We start from the raw sequence: 16,809 nt of genomic DNA on the forward strand, positions 1-16,809 counted from the left end.
TCGCCCACCAGCCGTGCCCTTCGCTCCCCGCCGCCGTTCCGGATGTCGCGGAACCGGCCACCACGCGACGCTCACCGGGCCGTTTGAACGCAGAAAAGCAAGGCGCCGGAGGACCGTCACGGTCCTCCGGCGCCTTGCCGGTTCGTCCAGTGGGGGGTTCGCCCCGGCCGCGCCTGGGCCATGACCTCTCGCCGGGCGGCGCCAGGGGCTGCCGCCGGACCCCTCAGGCGGCGGCGCCGGTCCCCTTGACCAGGTGGCATGCGGCCCAGTGGCCCGGGGCGATCTCCTCCAGCGCGGGGCGCTCTTCAAAGCAGATCTTCTCCGCCAGGGGGCAGCGGGTGTTGAAGGGGCACCCCCGCGGCGGGTTGACCGGACTCGGCACGTCGCCCTTGAGCACGATGCGCTCCCGGGTGCGCTCCACGCTGGGGTCAGGGATGGGCACCGCCGAGAGCAGCGCCTGGGTGTAAGGATGCTGGGGCCGGAGGTAGAGCTCGTCGCTGGGCGCCAGCTCCATGATCTGGCCCAGGTACATCACGGCCACCCGGTCGCTGATGTGCTTGACCATGGACAGGTCGTGGGCGATGAAGATGTAGGTCAACCCGAACTGGTCCTTGAGGTCGGTCATCAGGTTGACGATCTGGGCCTGGATCGATACGTCCAGGGCCGAGATGGGCTCGTCGGCCACGATGAACTCGGGCTTGACCGCCAGGGCGCGGGCGATGCCGATGCGCTGCCGCTGGCCTCCGGAGAACTCGTGGGGGAAGCGGTTGGCGTGCTCCCGGTTCAGTCCCACCAGGTTCAGAAGCTCGTGGATGCGCTCCGTTCGCTCCTTGCGCCCCTTCACCATGCCGTGCAGGTCCAGGGCCTCGCCGATGATCTCCGACACCAGCATGCGCGGGTTGAGGGAGGCGTAGGGGTCCTGGAAGATCATCTGCGCGCGGCGGCGGAAGCGCATCAGGTCCTGGCCCGCCAACTTGTGGACGTCCTGACCGTCGAAGAGCACCTGCCCCTCGGTGGGGTCGTACAGGCGGACAATGGTGCGCCCCACTGTGGATTTGCCGCAGCCCGACTCGCCCACCAGGCCGAGGACCTCACCGCGCCGGATCTGGAAGGAGACGCCGTCCACAGCCTTGAGGACGGCGCCACGGCCGACCTCGAAGTGGCGCTTGAGGTTGCGCACCTCCAGCAGCGGACGATCCTGGGCCGGCTGCTCCCGCCCGGGCCCCGCAGCGTCCCGCGCCGCCACCGCCGTCGCCGTTCCACCCTTGGCCATTGCTCACGCCCCCCTTTCCTCGGCGTTGAGACCCACCACCGGCGCGTACGGATGGTGCAGCCAGCACTTGGCGTAATGCCCGGGCCGGATCTCCTCCAGCGCGGGGTCGTGGTCGTGGCAGACCCGCATGGTGTACGGACAGCGGGCGGCGAAGGCGCAGCCCGCAGGCGGTGCGAACAGATCCGGCGGCGTCCCCGGGATGGCCTGCAGCCGGTCCCGCCGGTCGTCAAGTCGCGGGATGGACCGCAATAGCGCCTCCGTGTAGGGGTGCTTCGGATGGTGGAAGATCTCTTCCGCAGACCCCTGCTCCACGATCTGGCCGGCGTACATCACGGCGATGCGGTCGGCCATGCGAGCCACCACGCCCAGGTCGTGGGTGATCAGGATGATGGCCGTGCCCAGGCGCTTCTTCAGATCCTGCATCAGCTCGAGGATCTGGGCCTGGATCGTCACGTCGAGCGCCGTGGTGGGCTCGTCGGCGATCAGCAGCGCCGGGTTGCAGGCCAGGGCGATGGCGATCATCGCCCGCTGGCGCATGCCCCCCGAGAACTGGTGGGGGTACTGGCGCACCCGGGTCTCCGGATTGGGGATCCCGACCATCTGCAGGAGCTCGATGGCGCGCGCCATGGCCTGGTCGGGCCGCATCCCCTGGTGCTTGATCAGCGGTTCGGTGATCTGCCGCCCGATGGTCATGGTCGGGTTGAGGGAGGTCATGGGATCCTGGAAGATCATGCCCATGGACCGCCCCCGGATCTTCTGCATCTCCCGCTCGGGCAGCTTGACCAGGTCCTTGCCCTGAAAGCGGATGCTGCCGCTCACGATCCGCCCCGGCGGCATAGGGATCAGGCGCATGATGGTCTGGGCCGTGACGGACTTGCCGCTGCCCGATTCGCCCACGATGCACAGCGTCTCACCCTTGTGCAGGTCGAAGGAGACGCCGCGGACCGCCTGGACCTCACCGCCATGGGTGCGGAAGTGGACGCGCAGGTCGCGGACTTCCAGCAGCTTCTCCATAGGCTTCGTCCTTTCTACCGGGCCCGCAAGCGCGGATCCAGGGCGTCCCGCAGGCCGTCGCCCACGGCGTTGAAGGCGAACATGGTGATGCTCAGGGCCAGGGCCGGGAAGGCGAACTGCCACGGCCAGATCCGCATGACGGTATACGCCTCGTTGATCAACGTCCCCCAGCTGGCCCGCGGCGGCGGCACCCCCAGGCCGATGAAGCTGAGGAACGCCTCGCCAAAGATAGCACCCGGGACCGTCAACGTCAGGCTGACGATGATCGGCCCCATCACGTTGGGCACCAGGTGCCGCAGGATGAGGGGCAATGTGGGCACCCCGAGGACCCGCGCTGCCAGCACGAACTCCATCTCCCGCAGCTGGAGGATCTGGCCGCGCACCAGCCGCGCCATGCCGACCCAGCCCGTCAAGCCCATGGCCAGGATGATGGTGGGCAACCCCGGATTCATGACCACCAGCAGCAGGATCACCAGCAGCAGGTACGGGATGCCGTAGAGCACGTCGATGATGCGCATCATGATCTCGTCGACGCGCCCGCCCAGATAGCCCGAGATCCCGCCGTAGAGCACGCCGATGATCAGCTCCAGGAGCGCGGCCACGATGCCGATGAACAGCGAGATCCGCCCACCCATCCAGACCCGGGTGAACAGGTCGCGACCGATCTGGTCGGTGCCGAACCAGTACTGGGCCGAGGGCGGCTTGTTGATGTTGGCGTAATCCTGGAAGTCAAAGGTGTGGCCCCCGACGTGATAGGAGATCACGGGGCCCAACAACGATCCCAGGGCCATGAAGATCAGCAGCACCATACCTAGCATGGCCAGCCGGTTCGCGCGAAAACGGATCCAAGCGTCCTGCCAGAAGGTCAGGCTTGGCCGGACGATGGCCTCCGCCTCGCCGGCGGCCATGGGCGCCGGCTGGAAGAGGTCCGGCGTCAGATCGGGTCCCGTCGCCGACGCCGGCCTCGCCGCCCGGTTCACCGCCATGGAATCACCCCCTGGCCCGGTTCGTCAGCCGAATCCGCGGGTCGATGATCCCATAGGAGAGATCGACCAGGAAGTTGGCGACGATCAGGAAGATGAAATAGAACACCGTGGTCCCCAAGATCAAGGGATAGTCCCTCTGATATACGCTCTCAACGTAATACTTGCCAAGGCCGGGGATTCCAAAGATGGCCTCGATGACCACGGTGCCCGTCAGGATGCCCGCCACCAGCGGGCCCAGGATCGTCACGATGGGCAGGATCGCGTTGCGCAGGGCGTGGCGCCAGATGACCTCACCCTGGGACAGGCCCTTGGCTCGGGCCGTGTTGATGTAGTCTTGGCCCATCACGTCCAGCATCTGGGTGCGCATCATCCGGACCAGCGTGGCCAGCATCGTCCCGCCCAGGGCCAGGGAGGGCAGGATCGATGCGACGAAGGTCCCGTTCCAGAGCACCGGCACCAGCTTGAGCTTCACCGCGAACAGCCACTGGGCGAACACGGCGATCACGAAGCTCGGCACCGAGACACCCAGGACGGCGATGACCATGGCCGTGTAATCGGGCCAGCGGTTACGGTTCAAGGCGGCGATGGTGCCCAGGGTCAGCCCGACGACCAAGGCGAAGACCAGCGCCTGGCCGCCGATCCAGGCGGACCAGGGGAAACCCTCGGCGATCATCCGGTTGACGCTCTGGCCGATGTTCTTCAACGACACACCCAGGTCGCCTTGGAGCAGGTTGCCCCAGTAACGCAGGTACTGCTCCCAGAGCGGATCGTTCAAGCCGTACTTGTCCATCATCAGCGCCAGGATCTCGGGCCGCAACCGCGGATCGGCGAAGGGATTCCCCGGAATGGCGTGCATCAACACGAAGGTCACGGTCACCACGGCCCAGATGGACACCAGCATCAGCACCAGGCGCTGGGCGATGTAACGGCGCATGCGACGTCCCCCCTTCCTCCCCCGACCAGCATCACCAATCATCGGACGAACGCAGCAGACGCACGAGATCCCGGCACGAGGCCGGGATCCCATCGTCCCAACCGGTCTCGTCGTCGGGTGCGCAAGCCTCGGGTCAGGGCGGCCGGCGGGCCCCTCCGCCGCGCGGTGCGGCCACGGGGCCCGCCCGGCCGGACCCGGCCTATCGTCTCCTTCCAGGACGGACCGCGCCTGACCGCCCTACGACCTCACTGGCCGCGGCCCTCGGTGTACGCCCACTTGAACTCGGGGCTGTAGCCGATGGCCCGCCGGATGAGGTTCTTGACGTAGGGCTTCTGCGCGTACAGCACCTCGCGGTGGTAGATCGGCACGATCGGCACGTCCTGGCCAATAAGCTTCTCCAGCTGGATGGCGATCTCCCGCTGCTGGGCGGGGTCCTTCGCCTGCTGGAGCTGCTTGACCAGGTTGTCGTACTCCTCGTTGCAGTACTTGCCGTCGTTGTAGGGCCCGTCGCACACCCACATGTCCAGGAAGGTCAGCGGGTGGTCATAGTCGGGACCCCAGCCGGCCATGATGATGTCGAACTTCTGGGTGCGCTGCCGCTCCAGCCGCTCCTCGAAGGGCACCTGGACGATCTGCATGTCGATGCCCAGGTTCTGCTTCAGCTGCTGCTGGAAGAACTCCAGGCGCGTCTTGACCACGTCGCCGTTGTCACCGACGAACTCCAGGGTCGGGACCTCGGTCAGGCCTTCCTCCTGGAGGGCCTCCTGCCAGAGCTGCTTCGCCTTGGCCGGGTCGGCCTTGGCCGGGAACAGGTTCAGCGGGCGGACGTACTTCTCCTCGAAGCTGACGCCCGGCTCGCCCGGCGCCGTGATCACCGGGTTGGTGTAGCTCACCGCCGGCAGACCGATGCCCTTGTTCAGGGCGTTGATGTAGGTCTCCCGGTCGATGGCGTAGGAGACGGCCTGGCGTGCCTTCGGGTTGTTCCACGGCTTCTTGGTCGTGTTCAGGACCAGGTAGAAGGTGGCCCCGTCGGCGTAGCGGCCCAGCTCGTCGGCGTGGGTCTGCTCGAACTGCTCCTTGAATTCGGCCGGCACGCCGGTGACGTCGATCTCGCCGGCCTCGTACGCGTTGATGTACGCCGCCGCGTCGCTCACCATCACGTAGTCGACATAGTCAAGCTTGACGTTGGCAGCATCCCAGTAGTTCGGGTTCTTCTCGATGCGCAGCGAGTTGTTGTGGTTCCACTCCTTGACGATGAAGGGGCCGTTGTAGACGGCCTTGTCGGCATCGGTGGCAAACTGGTCGCCGTACTGTTCGACGATGTCCTGGCGCACGGGCTGCCAGGTGCCGAAGGTCAGCAGGTTCAGGAAGAAGGGAACGTTCTGGCTCAGAGTGACCTTCAGCGTCTTCTCGTCGACGACCTCGATGCCGACGTTGTTGAGGGCCTCTTCGATCTTGGCATCGTCGCCCTCGCAGGAGCCGTCGTCACCGCAGGCGTTCGCCACATCATTACCGCCCTTGATGTACGGGGCGATGATGTAGGAGTACTGCGAGGCCAGCCGCGGGTCCATGGCCCGCTTCCAGGCGTAGGCGAAGTCGTTGGCCGTGACGGGCTTGCCGTCGCTCCACTGCGCGTCGCGCAGGTGGAAGGTCCAGGTCAGCCCGTCCTCGGAGACCTCCCAGCTCTCCGCCATGCCGCTGCCCTCTTTGATCTCGCCGTTGGGGTCCTGGCGTACCAGGCCCTCGTAGGTGGCGCCGATAATCTGGAAGGAAATCGTGTCGGTCGCCAGCTGCGGGTCCAGGCTCGGCGGCTCGTCGCCCAGATTCAGCTTGAGGTAGTTGGGGCTGTCGGGCCCGCCGGCCTGCTGCTGAGGTTCCTCCTGCTGCTGGTTGTTGTCACCCTGGCTGCCACCGCCGCTGCCGCAGGCGGACAGGACCAGGGCCGCAACCACCAGGAGGCTAAACAGCGCGAACAGCTTGCGATTACGCTTCAACATGGGTACCCCCCTGATGCTGGTTTGCGCCTTCCTCGGCGCAAGACCGGTTCGGATGGGGATTCACCTCCTTTCACCGGTCATTTTTCTTTCGACAAGCAGCATACACCGTAGGGATGTTCTCGCCGGTCGCGCGATTTCCTCCTGTGATACGGTCCGTTTCACAGGGAATAACCGGCGTCCCTCCCAGGCGGTCCCCACCGTCAGCGCCACCGTGGCTGCGGGCGGGCCCCTTGGAAGGGACGCCGCCGCTGAAGCATCGGACCGGTGCCCGCCTGGACATGACGGGCCCCACCGGCTTCGAACCTTCGGGGTCCCGTGCGCCGGCAGGGCGGAGGACCAGGGCGCACCGAGGACCCAAGACCCCTGGGATCCGCGCCGCTTGGCCGCGCTTTTTCCCGGGCCGGATCATCCCCCGCCGGCCACGCCGGCCGGTGCCTCCCAGGCACCCGAGGTGGGCAGCTTCTCGGCCAGGTGGCAGGCGACCAGGCGGCCGCCCTCCACGGCCCGCAGGGCCGGTTCTTCCTGGCGGCAGATGGCCTCGGCAAAGGGACAGCGTGTGTGGAAACGGCAGCCGGCCGGCGGGTTGGCCGGCGAGGGCACGTCGCCCTGCAGCACGATGCGCTCCCGCTGCCGCTGTCGGGGCGGGTCGGGCAGCGGCACGGCGGACAGCAAGGCCTGGGTGTAGGGATGCAGGGGGCGGCGGAACAGGTCATCCACCGGTGCCAGCTCCACCAGCTTGCCCAGGTACATCACCCCGACCCGGTCGCTGATGTGGCGGACTACCGACAGGTCGTGGGCGATGAACAGGTACGTCAAACCGAAGCGGTCCTGCAGGTCTTCCAGCAGGTTGATCACCTGGGACTGGATGGACACGTCCAGGGCCGAGACCGGCTCGTCGCAGACGACAAACCGCGGGTTCAGGGCCAGGGCCCGGGCGATGCCGATCCGCTGGCGCTGGCCGCCGGAGAACTCGTGGGGGTAGCGCCGGGCATGCTCGGGAGCAAGCCCGACCAGCTCCAACAGCTCGGCCACCCGCTCCCGCAGCGCGCGGCCGCGGGCGATGCCGTGGACGGCCAGGGCCTCGCCGATGATGTCCCCCACCGTCCGCCGCGGGTTGAGGGAACCGAACGGGTCCTGGAAGATGATTTGCATGTCCCGCCGCAGCCGCCGCAGGGCCGCGCCGCGCAGCTGGAAGATGTCCGTGCCGTCGAACCGGACCGAACCGGCCGTGGGCTCCAGCAGCCGCAGGACCAGCCGCCCCGTGGTGGTCTTGCCGCAACCGGACTCGCCCACCAGCCCCAGGGTCTCCCCCGGGAAGATGTCGAGGTCGATGCCGTCCACCGCCCGTACCCAGCCGCGCGGGCGGCCCAGCCGGCCGCCGGCGGCGGGGAAGTACTTCTTCAGGCCGCGGATCTCGACTAGCGGGCGGCTCATGGGCGGATCCCTCCCGGGGCCGCGCCGGGCCGCTGGTCGGCCCCAGCGGACAGGCGATCACCGTACGCCGCGCCGTCCATGCCGGCCGGGACGGCCCTGGCGGCCGGGACGCCGCCGGCCCGGCCGTCTCCACCGGCCGCGGGGTCGCCGGCGCCCGGGTTACCGCCCGCCCGGGCGGCCCCCGCCGCCGGGGCTCCGCCGGCGGCCGGTTCGTCCCGGAGCCAGCAGGCCACCCAGCGCCCCTCGCCGGCGGGCTTCAGCGCCGGCTCCTGATGGCGGCAGATGTCCATGGCGTAGGGGCAGCGCGGGTGGAACCGGCACCCCGCCGGCAGCCGGGCCGGGCTCGGCACCTGGCCCGGGATCACGTGGAGCCGCTGGGCGCGCCGGTGCAGCTGGGGCATGGAGGCCAGCAAGCCCTCCGTGTACGGGTGGAGCGGCCGGGCGAACAGGTCGTCCACCGGCGCCGCCTCCACGATGCGGCCGGCGTACATCACCAGCACCCGGTCCGCCATGTCGGCCACCACACCCAGGTCGTGGGTGATCAGCAGGATGGCCGTGCCCAGGCGCCGGCGCAGGTCCTTCATGAGATCGAGGATCTGGGCCTGCACCGTCACGTCCAGGGCCGTGGTGGGCTCGTCGGCGATGAGCAGCTGGGGGTCGCAGGCCACAGCCATGGCGATCATCACCCGCTGGCGCATGCCCCCCGACATCTGGTGAGGGTACTGGCGCGCCCGCACCTCCGGGTCGGGGATGCCCACCAGCCGCAGCAGCTCCACCGCCCGGGCCTGCGCCTCCCGGCGGGGGAGGCGGCGGTGCCAGCGCAGGGTCTCGGCGATCTGCTCGCCGGCGGTGAAGACGGGGTTCAAGGAGGTCATGGGCTCCTGGAAGATCATGGCGATGCGGTTGCCGCGGATGCGGCGCATCTCGGCCTCGCCGAGGCGTAAGAGATCCCGGCCCTCGAACAGGATGGAGCCGCTGGCGATGCGGCCGGGGGGCGAGGGGACGAGCCGCAGGATGGAAAGGGAGGTCACGCTCTTCCCTGATCCGGACTCCCCCACCAGGCCCACCGTCTCGCCGCGGTGGATGGTGAAGCTGACACCGTCCACGGCGGCAAAGCGGACCCCGCCGGCGTGGAACTCGGTGCGCAAGTCGAGCACTTCCAGAAGGGGTTCGGCCCTCCCGGGCCGGCCCGCCGCCTCCGATGCCGTACCGGTCCGGGGCGCCGCGCCAGCGGGCCGGGACCCCGTCCCGGGCGGGACCGGCGAGGGCGAGGGAGGGCCGGCAGGGACCGGCGACCGGCCGGGGAACGGGGGCGCCGCCCCGGCCCCGGCTGCAAACGGGGACTGGGCTGCCTCGGGCAACGCGGGTTCCTCCCAGGTGCGGTAGACGGAGCGCCGCCGGCGGGGCCGGCGGCGGCCGGTGCGCAGCATGTCCGGTAGCAATTCCCTGCACTGGTTCGCTGCAGGATGCCGGGATCCTTCCCGCCGGCAGCCGCAGGCGGCAGATGCCCCTTTCCCCGCGCGCTCCCCGGGCCTGCGGGGTTCCGCCCGGCCACGCAGGGGCTCCGGCCGGGCATGGTCGCCGCCAGGGGGACTCCGGCCGTCCCGCCGGGCCTGGGCCGGGCTGCCGTTCCACCGGAGCATGGCGGGATGCGCCGCCGGATCCCGCACCTCTTGTGCGGGGGGCCGCCCCTCACCCTCCCGCCGGCTCGCGGCCGACAAGCCGCAGGAAGGCCGCCTCGTCGAGCACGGGGATGCCCAGCTCCCGCGCCCGCGCCAGCTTGGAACCCGCCCCCTCGCCGGCCACCACGTAGTCCGTCTTGCGGCTGACGCTGCCGGTGGCCCGGCCGCCCAGCGCCTCCACCAGTTCCTGGGCCTCGTCCCGGGTCATGCTGGCCAGGCCGCCGGTGAACACGAAGGTCTTGCCGGCCACCCGCTCCCGCACCTCGGGCGGGACATCGGGCCAAGCGGCCGGCGCACCGGCGGCACCAGCTCCCGCCCCGGGGCCGGCTCCAGGGACGAACCCGGCCCCGGCAGCCCCATCCCCGGCGCCTGCCCTGCGGGCCGCAGCCACCCCCGCGCCCGCCCCTGCGACGCCGCCCGCCGCGGTCCCGGGCGCCCCTGCAGCCGCCGGGCCACCAGGCGCCGTGCCCGTTGCTCCCGCGGGCCCGCCCGCGGCCGTCGCCGCCGCTACCACCGCCCGCGCCGCGGCACTGCCCGGCTCCGGCGCGCCCGCCGCCGCTTCCACCCCCGCCTCCGCCAGCCGGCGGATCAGCTGGCGGTTATGCTCGTCCCGGAAGAAGATGACCACGCTCTCGGCGATGCGGGGCCCGATCTCGGGGACGGCCATCAGCTCGTCCGGCCCCGCCGCCATCAGGCGCTGGATGGTGCCGAAGTGCCGCGCCAGGAGCCCGGCCACCCGCTCGCCCACGAAGCGGATGCCCAGGCCGTAGAGCAGCCGGCGCAGCGGCCGCCCCCGGGAAGCGTCGATGGCGGCCACCAGGTTGGCGGCGGACTTGGGACCCATGCGTTCCAGCTGGGCCAGGGGCTCCGGCTCCAGGTGGTAGAGGTCGGCCACGTCGCGCACCAGCCCCCGGCCGACCAGCTGCTCGATGATGGCCGGCCCCAGCCCCTCGATGTCCATGGCGTCCCGCGAGGCGAAGTGGCGGATGCGCTCCAGCTGCTGGGCCGGGCAGGCCGCGTTGGGGCAGCGGGTGGCCGCCTCGCCTTCCACCCGCACCACCGGGCTGCCGCAGGCGGGGCAGCGCTCGGGCATGGAGAAGGGCCGCTCGGCGCCCGTGCGGGCCTCCTTCACCACCTCGACCACTTCGGGGATGATCTCCCCCGCCTTGTGGACCACCACCAGATCGCCGATGCGCACGTCCTTCTCCCGGATGTAGTCGGCGTTGTGCAGGCTGGCCCGGCTGACGGTGGTCCCCGCCAGCAGCACGGGATCCAGCACCGCCACCGGCGTCAGGGCACCGGTGCGGCCCACGCTGACCAGGATGTCCCGCACCCGCGTCCGCGCCTTCTCCGCCGGGAACTTGTAGGCGATGGCCCAGCGGGGGCTGCGGGCCGTGGCCCCCAGCTGCCGCTGCTGTTCCAGGTCGTCGACCTTGATCACGATGCCGTCGGTCAGGTAGGGCAGCTGGTGGCGCCGCTCCGCCCACTCGTCGATGTAGGCGAAGAGCTCGTCCAGGCCGGTGCACCGCCGGGCGTGGGGGTTGACGGGCAGCCCCCATGCCCGCAGGGTCTGGAGCACCTCCCACTGGCTGCGCGGCGCCGGCTCGTCGCCCTCCCAGCCCGCCAGGGCGTAGACCCACAGGTTCAGCGACCGGGAGGCCGTCACCGCCGGATCCAGCTGGCGCACCGAGCCGGCCGCCGCGTTGCGCGGGTTGGCGAAGGGCGCCAGCCCCCGTGCCTCCTGTTCCTGGTTGAGCCGGCGGAAGGCGTCGAAGGTCATGTAGACCTCGCCGCGGATCTCCACCCGCCGGGGCACCGGTCGCTCCCGGTCCCGCAGCCGCAGGGGCAGGCTGCGGATGGTGCGCAGGTTGGCGGTGACGTCTTCCCCGGCCTCACCGTCGCCGCGGGTGGCGCCGCGGACGAACCGGCCTCCCTCGTAGGTCAGGGCGATGGACAGGCCGTCGATCTTCAGCTCCGCCACATAGGCCACGTCGTCCCCCACCGCGCGGCGGACCCGCTGGTCGAAGGCCTCCAGCTCCTCCCGGCTGAAGGCGTTGTCCAGGCTGAGCATGGGCTCGGCGTGTTCGACCCGAGCAAAGGGCGCGGCCGGGCGGCCCCCGACCCGCTGGGTGGGCGAGTCGGGGGTGACCAGCTCGGGGAACCGCTGCTCCAGTTCCCGCAGCTGGCGCATCAGGGCGTCGTAGGCGGCGTCGTCGATCTCGGGCCGGTCGAGCACGTAATAAAGGTAGTCATGATGCCGGATCTGCTCGCGCAGGGCCTCCACCCGGGCCCGGGCCGCCTCCAGGTCGGCCGGAACGTCCTCCGCCGGGCGCTCCGCCGGCGCCCTTCCCCCGGCCCCGGCCGACCCCAGGCCCTTGCCCGCCGCTGGAGCCCCATCCCCCGCGGCCCGCGGGCCTGCTCCCGCGCCCTCCCCCGCGCTCCACAGGTCCCCCTGGCCGTCCATGACCACTCCCCCTTGCCCCGGCGTGTTCAAGCCCGCCGCAGGTTGGCGTAGCGCACGATGAAGGTCTTGAGGCCGGCGTCGGGGAAGGCGATGGTCACCTCGGCGTCGTCCCCCTCGCCCCGGCGCATGATCACGGTGCCCTGGCCGAAGCGCGGGTGCACCACCCTCTCCCCGGGCCGGAAATCGCCCCCGGGGACGCGCCCGGACAGGGCGCTCCCCGCCGCGCCCGCCCCGCCGTGGGCGCCGCCGGCGCCGCCGGTTCCTCCCGCAGCACCCCTGCCCGGACCGGTGGAACCGGCCCGGGCGGCCGGCCCGGCACCCCATGGGCCGCCGGGCCGGGCGGTGCGGCCCGGCCCGGTCCAGGCCCCCAGATAGCCTCCCGAGAACGCCGCCCTGGACCCGCGCCCGGGGCGACCGTTGCCGCCCCAGAGGGGCTCCTCCTCGTCCAGGTCCGGATCGCCCCCGCCGGGCGGCAGTCCTTGCCACTCCAGGTAGCGCTCGTCGGCCTCCTCCAGGAAGCGGGAGGGTACCTGGCGCCGGGTGGCGCCGAACAGGGTCCGCTGGCGGGTGAAGCACAGGTAGAGCCGCTGCCGCGCCCGGGTCATCCCCACGTAGCAGAGGCGGCGTTCCTCCTCCAGCTCCTGCGGGTCGTCCAGGGAACGGCTGTGGGGGAAGACCCCCTCTTCCATCCCCGTGATGAAGACCACGTCGAACTCCAGGCCCTTGGCGCTGTGCAGGGTCATCAGGGAGACGGCCCGGGCCCCTTCCTCCAGCTGGTCCACGTCGCTGACCAGGGCCACCTCCGCCAAAAAGTCGACCAGGGGCGCGTCGCCCGGCCCCCGCTGGCGCTCGAAGTCCCGGGCCACCGAGAGCAGCTCCTTGAGGTTCTCCAGGCGGGTCATGGCGTCGGGCGTCTGCTCCTGCTCCAGCATCTCCCGGTAGCCCGTGCGCTCCAGGGCCAGGGCGATGACGTCATAGGCCGGCCGGTTTTCCGCCGCCGCCCGCAGGTCGGCGATCACTCCGCCGAAGGCCAGCAGGGCGGCCGCCTGGGGACGGGTGATGCCCGGTATGGTCTCGGCGGCCGCCAGAGCCTCCAGCAGGCCGGCGCCCTCCCGGTCCAGGTACGCCTCCAGCCGGGCCAGGGTGGCCTCCCCGATCCCGCGGCGGGGCACGTTGATCACCCGCCGCAGGCTGATCCGGTCCTCGGGGTTCACCGCCAGGCGCAGGTAGGCCAGGATGTCCTTGACCTCCTTGCGCTCGTAGAACTTGAGGCCCCCGACGATGCGGTAGGGGATGCCCCGGCGCAGCAGGGTCTCCTCCACCACCCGCGACTGGGCGTGGGTGCGGTAGAGAACGGCCATCTCCCCGTACTCGTGGCCCTCGGCGTGCAACCGCTCCATCTCCCGGGCCACGAACCAGGCCTCGTCGTGCTCGTCGGCGGCGCCGAAGACCACCACCCGCGCCCCCTCCCCGTGGACGGAGCGCAGCTGCTTCTCCTTGCGCTGGGTATTGTGCTCGATCACCGCCTGGGCGGCTCCCAGGATGGAGGCCGTGGAGCGGTAGTTCAGCTCCAGCCGCACCACCCGGGCGTCGGGATAGTCTTCCTCAAAGCGCAGGATGTTGGTGATGTCGGCGCCCCGCCAGCGGTAGACGCTCTGGTCCGGGTCGCCCACCACGAACAGGTTGCGGTGCCCTGCCGCCAGGAGGCGCAGCAGCCGGTACTGGGCGTGGTTGGTGTCCTGGTACTCGTCCACCAGAATGTGGACGAACCGGCGCTGATAGTAGGCCAGGACGTCGGGCGCCTCTTCCAGCAGGCGCACCGCCTGCATCAGCAGGTCGTCGAAGTCCATGGCGCCGTTGCGCTCCAGCCGCTGCTGGTAGGCGGCGTACACCATGGCCACCTGCTGGCGGTAAAAGTCCCGGTAGCGGGCGGCGAACTGCTCGGGATCCAGCAGCTGGTTCTTGGCGGCCGAGATGGCCGCCCCCACCGCGTTGGGCGGGTAGCGGGTCTCGCTGAGGTTCCGCTCCTTGAGGACCTCCCGGAGCACCGCGCGGCGGTCGTCCTCGTCCAGGATGACGAAGTTGCGATCGTAGCCGATGCGGTAACCGTCCCGGCGCAGGATGCGCACGCAGCTGGCGTGGAAGGTGCCGATCCACATGTCCCGGGCGCCGGCCCCCACCAGCTGCTCGACCCGCTCCCGCATCTCCCGGGCCGCCTTGTTGGTGAAGGTGATGGCCAGGATCTGGTGGGGCGCCACCCCCTGCTCCAGCAGGTAGGCCACCCGGCGGGTCAGCACCCGGGTCTTGCCGCTCCCGGCCCCGGCCAGCACCAGCACGGGACCGCCGGGATGGGTGACCGCCTCCCGCTGGGCAGGGTTCAGATCTGCCAGCAAATCCGTCAAAACCAGAACCTCCCCACGCCGGACCTGCCGGTCCCGGATCACGCCGGGCCGGCTCTTGTGGACAGGGACCGACCCGAGGCCGGTCAGGAGCCGGTCCGGCCCTTTCCCCCCACGCGGCCCGCAGGCCCCGGCTGCGCGCCCGGGGCCGGGGAGCCGGCGGCTTCCGGCTCGCCCGCCGTCGACGAGGCGGGCGCCGTGGGCGGGGGACCGTCGACGGGCAGCACCACACGCATGCGCGTGCCTCGGCCCGGCTCGCTTTCCACGTCGATATGCCCGCCGTGGCTGCGGACGATGCCGTAGCTCACCGCCAGGCCCAGGCCCGTACCCCCCTCCTTGGTGGAGAAGAAGGGGTCGAAGATCCGGCCCAGATGTTCGGGCGGAATCCCGGGCCCGCGGTCTTCCACCTCGACCACCACGGTCCCCGCCGCGGGATTGGCGAAGGCCCGGATCTGCAGGCAGCCGCCTTCCGGCATGGCGTCCAGGCCGTTGCGGATCAGGTTGAGGAACACCTGCCTCAGCTGGCTCTCGTCGGCCACCACGGGCGGCAGCGGCTCCCTCACCCGCAGCTCCACCACACAGCTCCGGGCCGCCTGGTCCAGCCGGATCATGTCCACCAGCCTCTGCAGCAGCGCCCCCACATCCACGCGGCGCAGGCGCAGCCGGGGCTGGCGGGCCAGCAGCAGCAGGTCGTTGACGATGGTCTCGATCCGCTCGATCTCCTGCAGGACGATGTCGATGTAGCCCGCTGCCTCGCCTTCCAGCCGCCGGTCCAGGAGCTGGATGAACCCCTTGATGGCGGTGAGGGGATTGCGGATCTCGTGGGCAGCGCCCGCCGCCAGCTGGCCCACCGCCGCCAGGCGCTCCGAGCGCCGCGCCCGCAGTTCCAGTTCCCGTTCCTGGGTCACGTCCTGCAACAACACCACGGCCCCGGCCTTCTCCCCGTCCGGTCCCACCAGGGGAAAGGCCCGGACCGCCACGGCCAGCGGTGACCCGTCCCGCCCCTCCAGCTCCAAGAGGCGCGGGGGCAGGGGCTCGGTCGCCTCCAGCTGTTCCAGAAGCATGCTATCACAGGGGTTGCTCGCCCCCAAGGGCCGCGGCCGCGATAGACTGCATCAAGCTTCGGTAGGTGGATCCCCCCGACCCATGCTCCGGTTACGCCACAGAAAGGCCGGCCAGGTGCCGTAACGCCTGCACCCACTCACGGTCCGCATGCGGCCCGTAGAGCGCCGGGATCCGCACCCGCAGCCACTGGGCGACATCCTCCACGTCGCTCCGACTCAGGCGCTGCCCGAACAGCCGGCCTTGCGGGGTCGACACCACCGGTGGCGCCTGGCGGCGCTGCCAGACCGGACGCGCATAGCGCTCGAGCTCCCCATTTGCTCGGGCCGCCAACAGGCGGGCCAGGTGCCGTGCCCCGCCTTCGCTCCACGACGCTCCCCGTCGCTTCATCCGCCGGGCCAGCACGTGGTAATTCTGCCCCTCGATCGCACCAAGCCGCCGCACGTTCGCGTCGGCCACGATGCCGTCCCAGTGGTTCTTCATGTACTGCTTCAGCTCTTGGACGCGGTCGCGGTCGTCTCCCTGCGCCCGCCGGCGAGCCGCATCCAGGATCGCCGCCACCTCGGGCCACGGCTTCCCCTCGGCCAGCGCCGCCGCCAGCTGCCGGTGGGCTTCCGGATCATGCCGCAGCCCGCGCCGCAGCGCCCGCTTGAGGTGGAACGGATCGAGGCGATAGGTGGCCTGGGGGAGGTACTCCAGCACCTTGCGGATCCACGGCGCCCCGTCCCCACCCACCGTGCACTGTTCCACCCGGGCCCAATCCCACGCCGCCGCAAAGGCCGCCAGCGCCTCCTCGATGGACGCCGTCCCTTCGCCCACGGCCACGTGCACCCGCCGGTTCTTCAGCACCGTCCGCCCCCGCGCGTCCGTCGCCTTGCCCTCATACGCCAGTGCATGCATCAGCGCGATCCGCTCTTTCTGCCCATCCGGCCCGCGCCGCCGGCCCCGCACCAGCAGCTCGTCAAACTCCAGGTCGACGGCGGCCGCCGGCCGGCTCCCGGGCGGGATCTCGCCCCGCTCAAACACCGCCCTCCCGCTGCGCCTTCGCCGCTTCGTCCGCTCGGGCCCCGGCCGCCTGCACGTCCGCCCACAAGGCCATGGCGCTCAGCCGCACGGCCCCGCAGCTCACCCGCTCCAGCCAGTCCGCTGCCGCCGCGAACGGCACTTGGGTGCACAGCTGAATCCCGAACTCCTGCACCAGCGGCGAGTACCGCTGCCGCGGCGCCAACCCGAGCACTTCATCCAGCAAGAACCGCCGTACCCCGCTTGGCCGCTCCTGGTAATACCGCCGTTCCCACTGGATCTCGCCCACCCACGTCATCAGGCTTCGTGGTTGCCGGTTGACGCACTTCAGTTGCCGCCGGTCCCGCTGCTCCATCAGCTGCCGGTCCAGCGCCTCCAAGGCCGTGACCAGCAGCTGCCTCGCGGCCTCCTGCGCCCCTCGGACCACGGCCACCTCCAGCATTCGAAAGTCCGGCGCCTCCCACACGGCCTTTTCCACAACCCGCGCAAGCTGCAGGGTGATCTCCCCGATGCGGCGAATCACATCCTTCATGGAGAGGCC

At 70.9% G+C, this 16,809-nt stretch carries 12 protein-coding genes; all 12 read right to left on the bottom strand.

The genetic code is table 11. The features are described from left to right. Window positions 1-223 precede the first annotated feature (223 nt). Window positions 224-1,273 carry an ABC transporter ATP-binding protein gene (locus THESUDRAFT_RS09415; protein ID WP_006904558.1) on the bottom strand — a complete coding sequence of 350 codons (1,050 nt, stop codon included), beginning with the start codon at window positions 1,271-1,273 and terminating at the stop codon, window positions 224-226. Between the two features lie 3 nt (window positions 1,274-1,276). Next, window positions 1,277-2,287: an ABC transporter ATP-binding protein gene (locus tag THESUDRAFT_RS09420; protein ID WP_006904559.1), complete on the bottom strand. Its 1,011-nt coding sequence runs from the start codon at window positions 2,285-2,287 to the stop codon at window positions 1,277-1,279. A 14-nt stretch (window positions 2,288-2,301) separates the two neighbouring features. Next, the gene (locus THESUDRAFT_RS09425; protein ID WP_006904560.1) at window positions 2,302-3,273 is read right to left on the bottom strand and encodes an ABC transporter permease; all 972 of its coding nucleotides are present in this window, start codon (window positions 3,271-3,273) and stop codon (window positions 2,302-2,304) included. Between the two features lie 4 nt (window positions 3,274-3,277). Continuing rightward, a complete protein-coding gene (locus tag THESUDRAFT_RS09430) occupies window positions 3,278-4,207 on the bottom strand; it encodes an ABC transporter permease (protein WP_006904561.1) in 930 nt (309 codons plus the stop codon). Window positions 4,208-4,452: 245 nt separating this feature from the next. Further along, entirely contained in the window at window positions 4,453-6,204 is a 1,752-nt protein-coding gene (locus tag THESUDRAFT_RS09435) for a peptide ABC transporter substrate-binding protein (RefSeq protein ID WP_006904562.1), read from the bottom strand. 405 nt (window positions 6,205-6,609) lie between these two features. Next, window positions 6,610-7,638, bottom strand: a complete 1,029-nt coding sequence (locus THESUDRAFT_RS09440; protein ID WP_006904563.1) for an ABC transporter ATP-binding protein — start codon at window positions 7,636-7,638, stop codon at window positions 6,610-6,612. After that, entirely contained in the window at window positions 7,635-8,795 is a 1,161-nt protein-coding gene (locus tag THESUDRAFT_RS09445; protein ID WP_423219088.1) for an ABC transporter ATP-binding protein, read from the bottom strand. Before THESUDRAFT_RS09445 ends, THESUDRAFT_RS09440 begins: the two co-directional genes overlap by 4 nt. 535 nt (window positions 8,796-9,330) lie before the next feature. Then, on the bottom strand, window positions 9,331-11,625 hold the full coding sequence (gene ligA, locus THESUDRAFT_RS09450) for an NAD-dependent DNA ligase LigA (protein ID WP_040827492.1): 2,295 nt from the start codon (window positions 11,623-11,625) through the stop codon (window positions 9,331-9,333). Between the two features lie 185 nt (window positions 11,626-11,810). Beyond that, a complete protein-coding gene (locus THESUDRAFT_RS09455) occupies window positions 11,811-14,186 on the bottom strand; it encodes an ATP-dependent helicase (protein ID WP_006904566.1) in 2,376 nt (791 codons plus the stop codon). 83 nt (window positions 14,187-14,269) lie between these two features. Further along, window positions 14,270-15,247 carry a two-component system sensor histidine kinase NtrB gene (locus THESUDRAFT_RS09460; protein WP_006904567.1) on the bottom strand — a complete coding sequence of 326 codons (978 nt, stop codon included), beginning with the start codon at window positions 15,245-15,247 and terminating at the stop codon, window positions 14,270-14,272. A 91-nt stretch (window positions 15,248-15,338) separates the two neighbouring features. Continuing rightward, window positions 15,339-16,271: a UPF0236 family transposase-like protein gene (locus tag THESUDRAFT_RS15115; RefSeq protein ID WP_006904568.1), complete on the bottom strand. Its 933-nt coding sequence runs from the start codon at window positions 16,269-16,271 to the stop codon at window positions 15,339-15,341. Further along, a complete protein-coding gene (locus THESUDRAFT_RS15120; RefSeq protein ID WP_006904569.1) occupies window positions 16,264-16,800 on the bottom strand; it encodes a UPF0236 family transposase-like protein in 537 nt (178 codons plus the stop codon). Before THESUDRAFT_RS15120 ends, THESUDRAFT_RS15115 begins: the two co-directional genes overlap by 8 nt. Window positions 16,801-16,809: the final 9 nt, after the last annotated feature.

The sequence above is a fragment of the Thermaerobacter subterraneus DSM 13965 genome (assembly GCF_000183545.2).
GTDB lineage: Bacteria > Bacillota > Sulfobacillia > Thermaerobacterales > Thermaerobacteraceae > Thermaerobacter > Thermaerobacter subterraneus.

Bases quoted from the DNA above. Each gene is read 5' to 3' on its own strand.
- THESUDRAFT_RS09440 (WP_006904563.1), bottom strand. From the start codon at position 7,638: ATGAGCCGCCCGCTAGTCGAGATCCGCGGCCTGAAGAAGTACTTCCCC.
- THESUDRAFT_RS15120 (WP_006904569.1), bottom strand. From the start codon at position 16,800: ATGAAGGATGTGATTCGCCGCATCGGGGAGATCACCCTGCAGCTTGCG.
- THESUDRAFT_RS09420 (WP_006904559.1), bottom strand. From the start codon at position 2,287: ATGGAGAAGCTGCTGGAAGTCCGCGACCTGCGCGTCCACTTCCGCACC.
- THESUDRAFT_RS09460 (WP_006904567.1), bottom strand. From the start codon at position 15,247: ATGCTTCTGGAACAGCTGGAGGCGACCGAGCCCCTGCCCCCGCGCCTC.
- THESUDRAFT_RS09430 (WP_006904561.1), bottom strand. From the start codon at position 4,207: ATGCGCCGTTACATCGCCCAGCGCCTGGTGCTGATGCTGGTGTCCATC.
- THESUDRAFT_RS09415 (WP_006904558.1), bottom strand. From the start codon at position 1,273: ATGGCCAAGGGTGGAACGGCGACGGCGGTGGCGGCGCGGGACGCTGCG.
- THESUDRAFT_RS09425 (WP_006904560.1), bottom strand. From the start codon at position 3,273: ATGGCGGTGAACCGGGCGGCGAGGCCGGCGTCGGCGACGGGACCCGAT.
- THESUDRAFT_RS09435 (WP_006904562.1), bottom strand. From the start codon at position 6,204: ATGTTGAAGCGTAATCGCAAGCTGTTCGCGCTGTTTAGCCTCCTGGTG.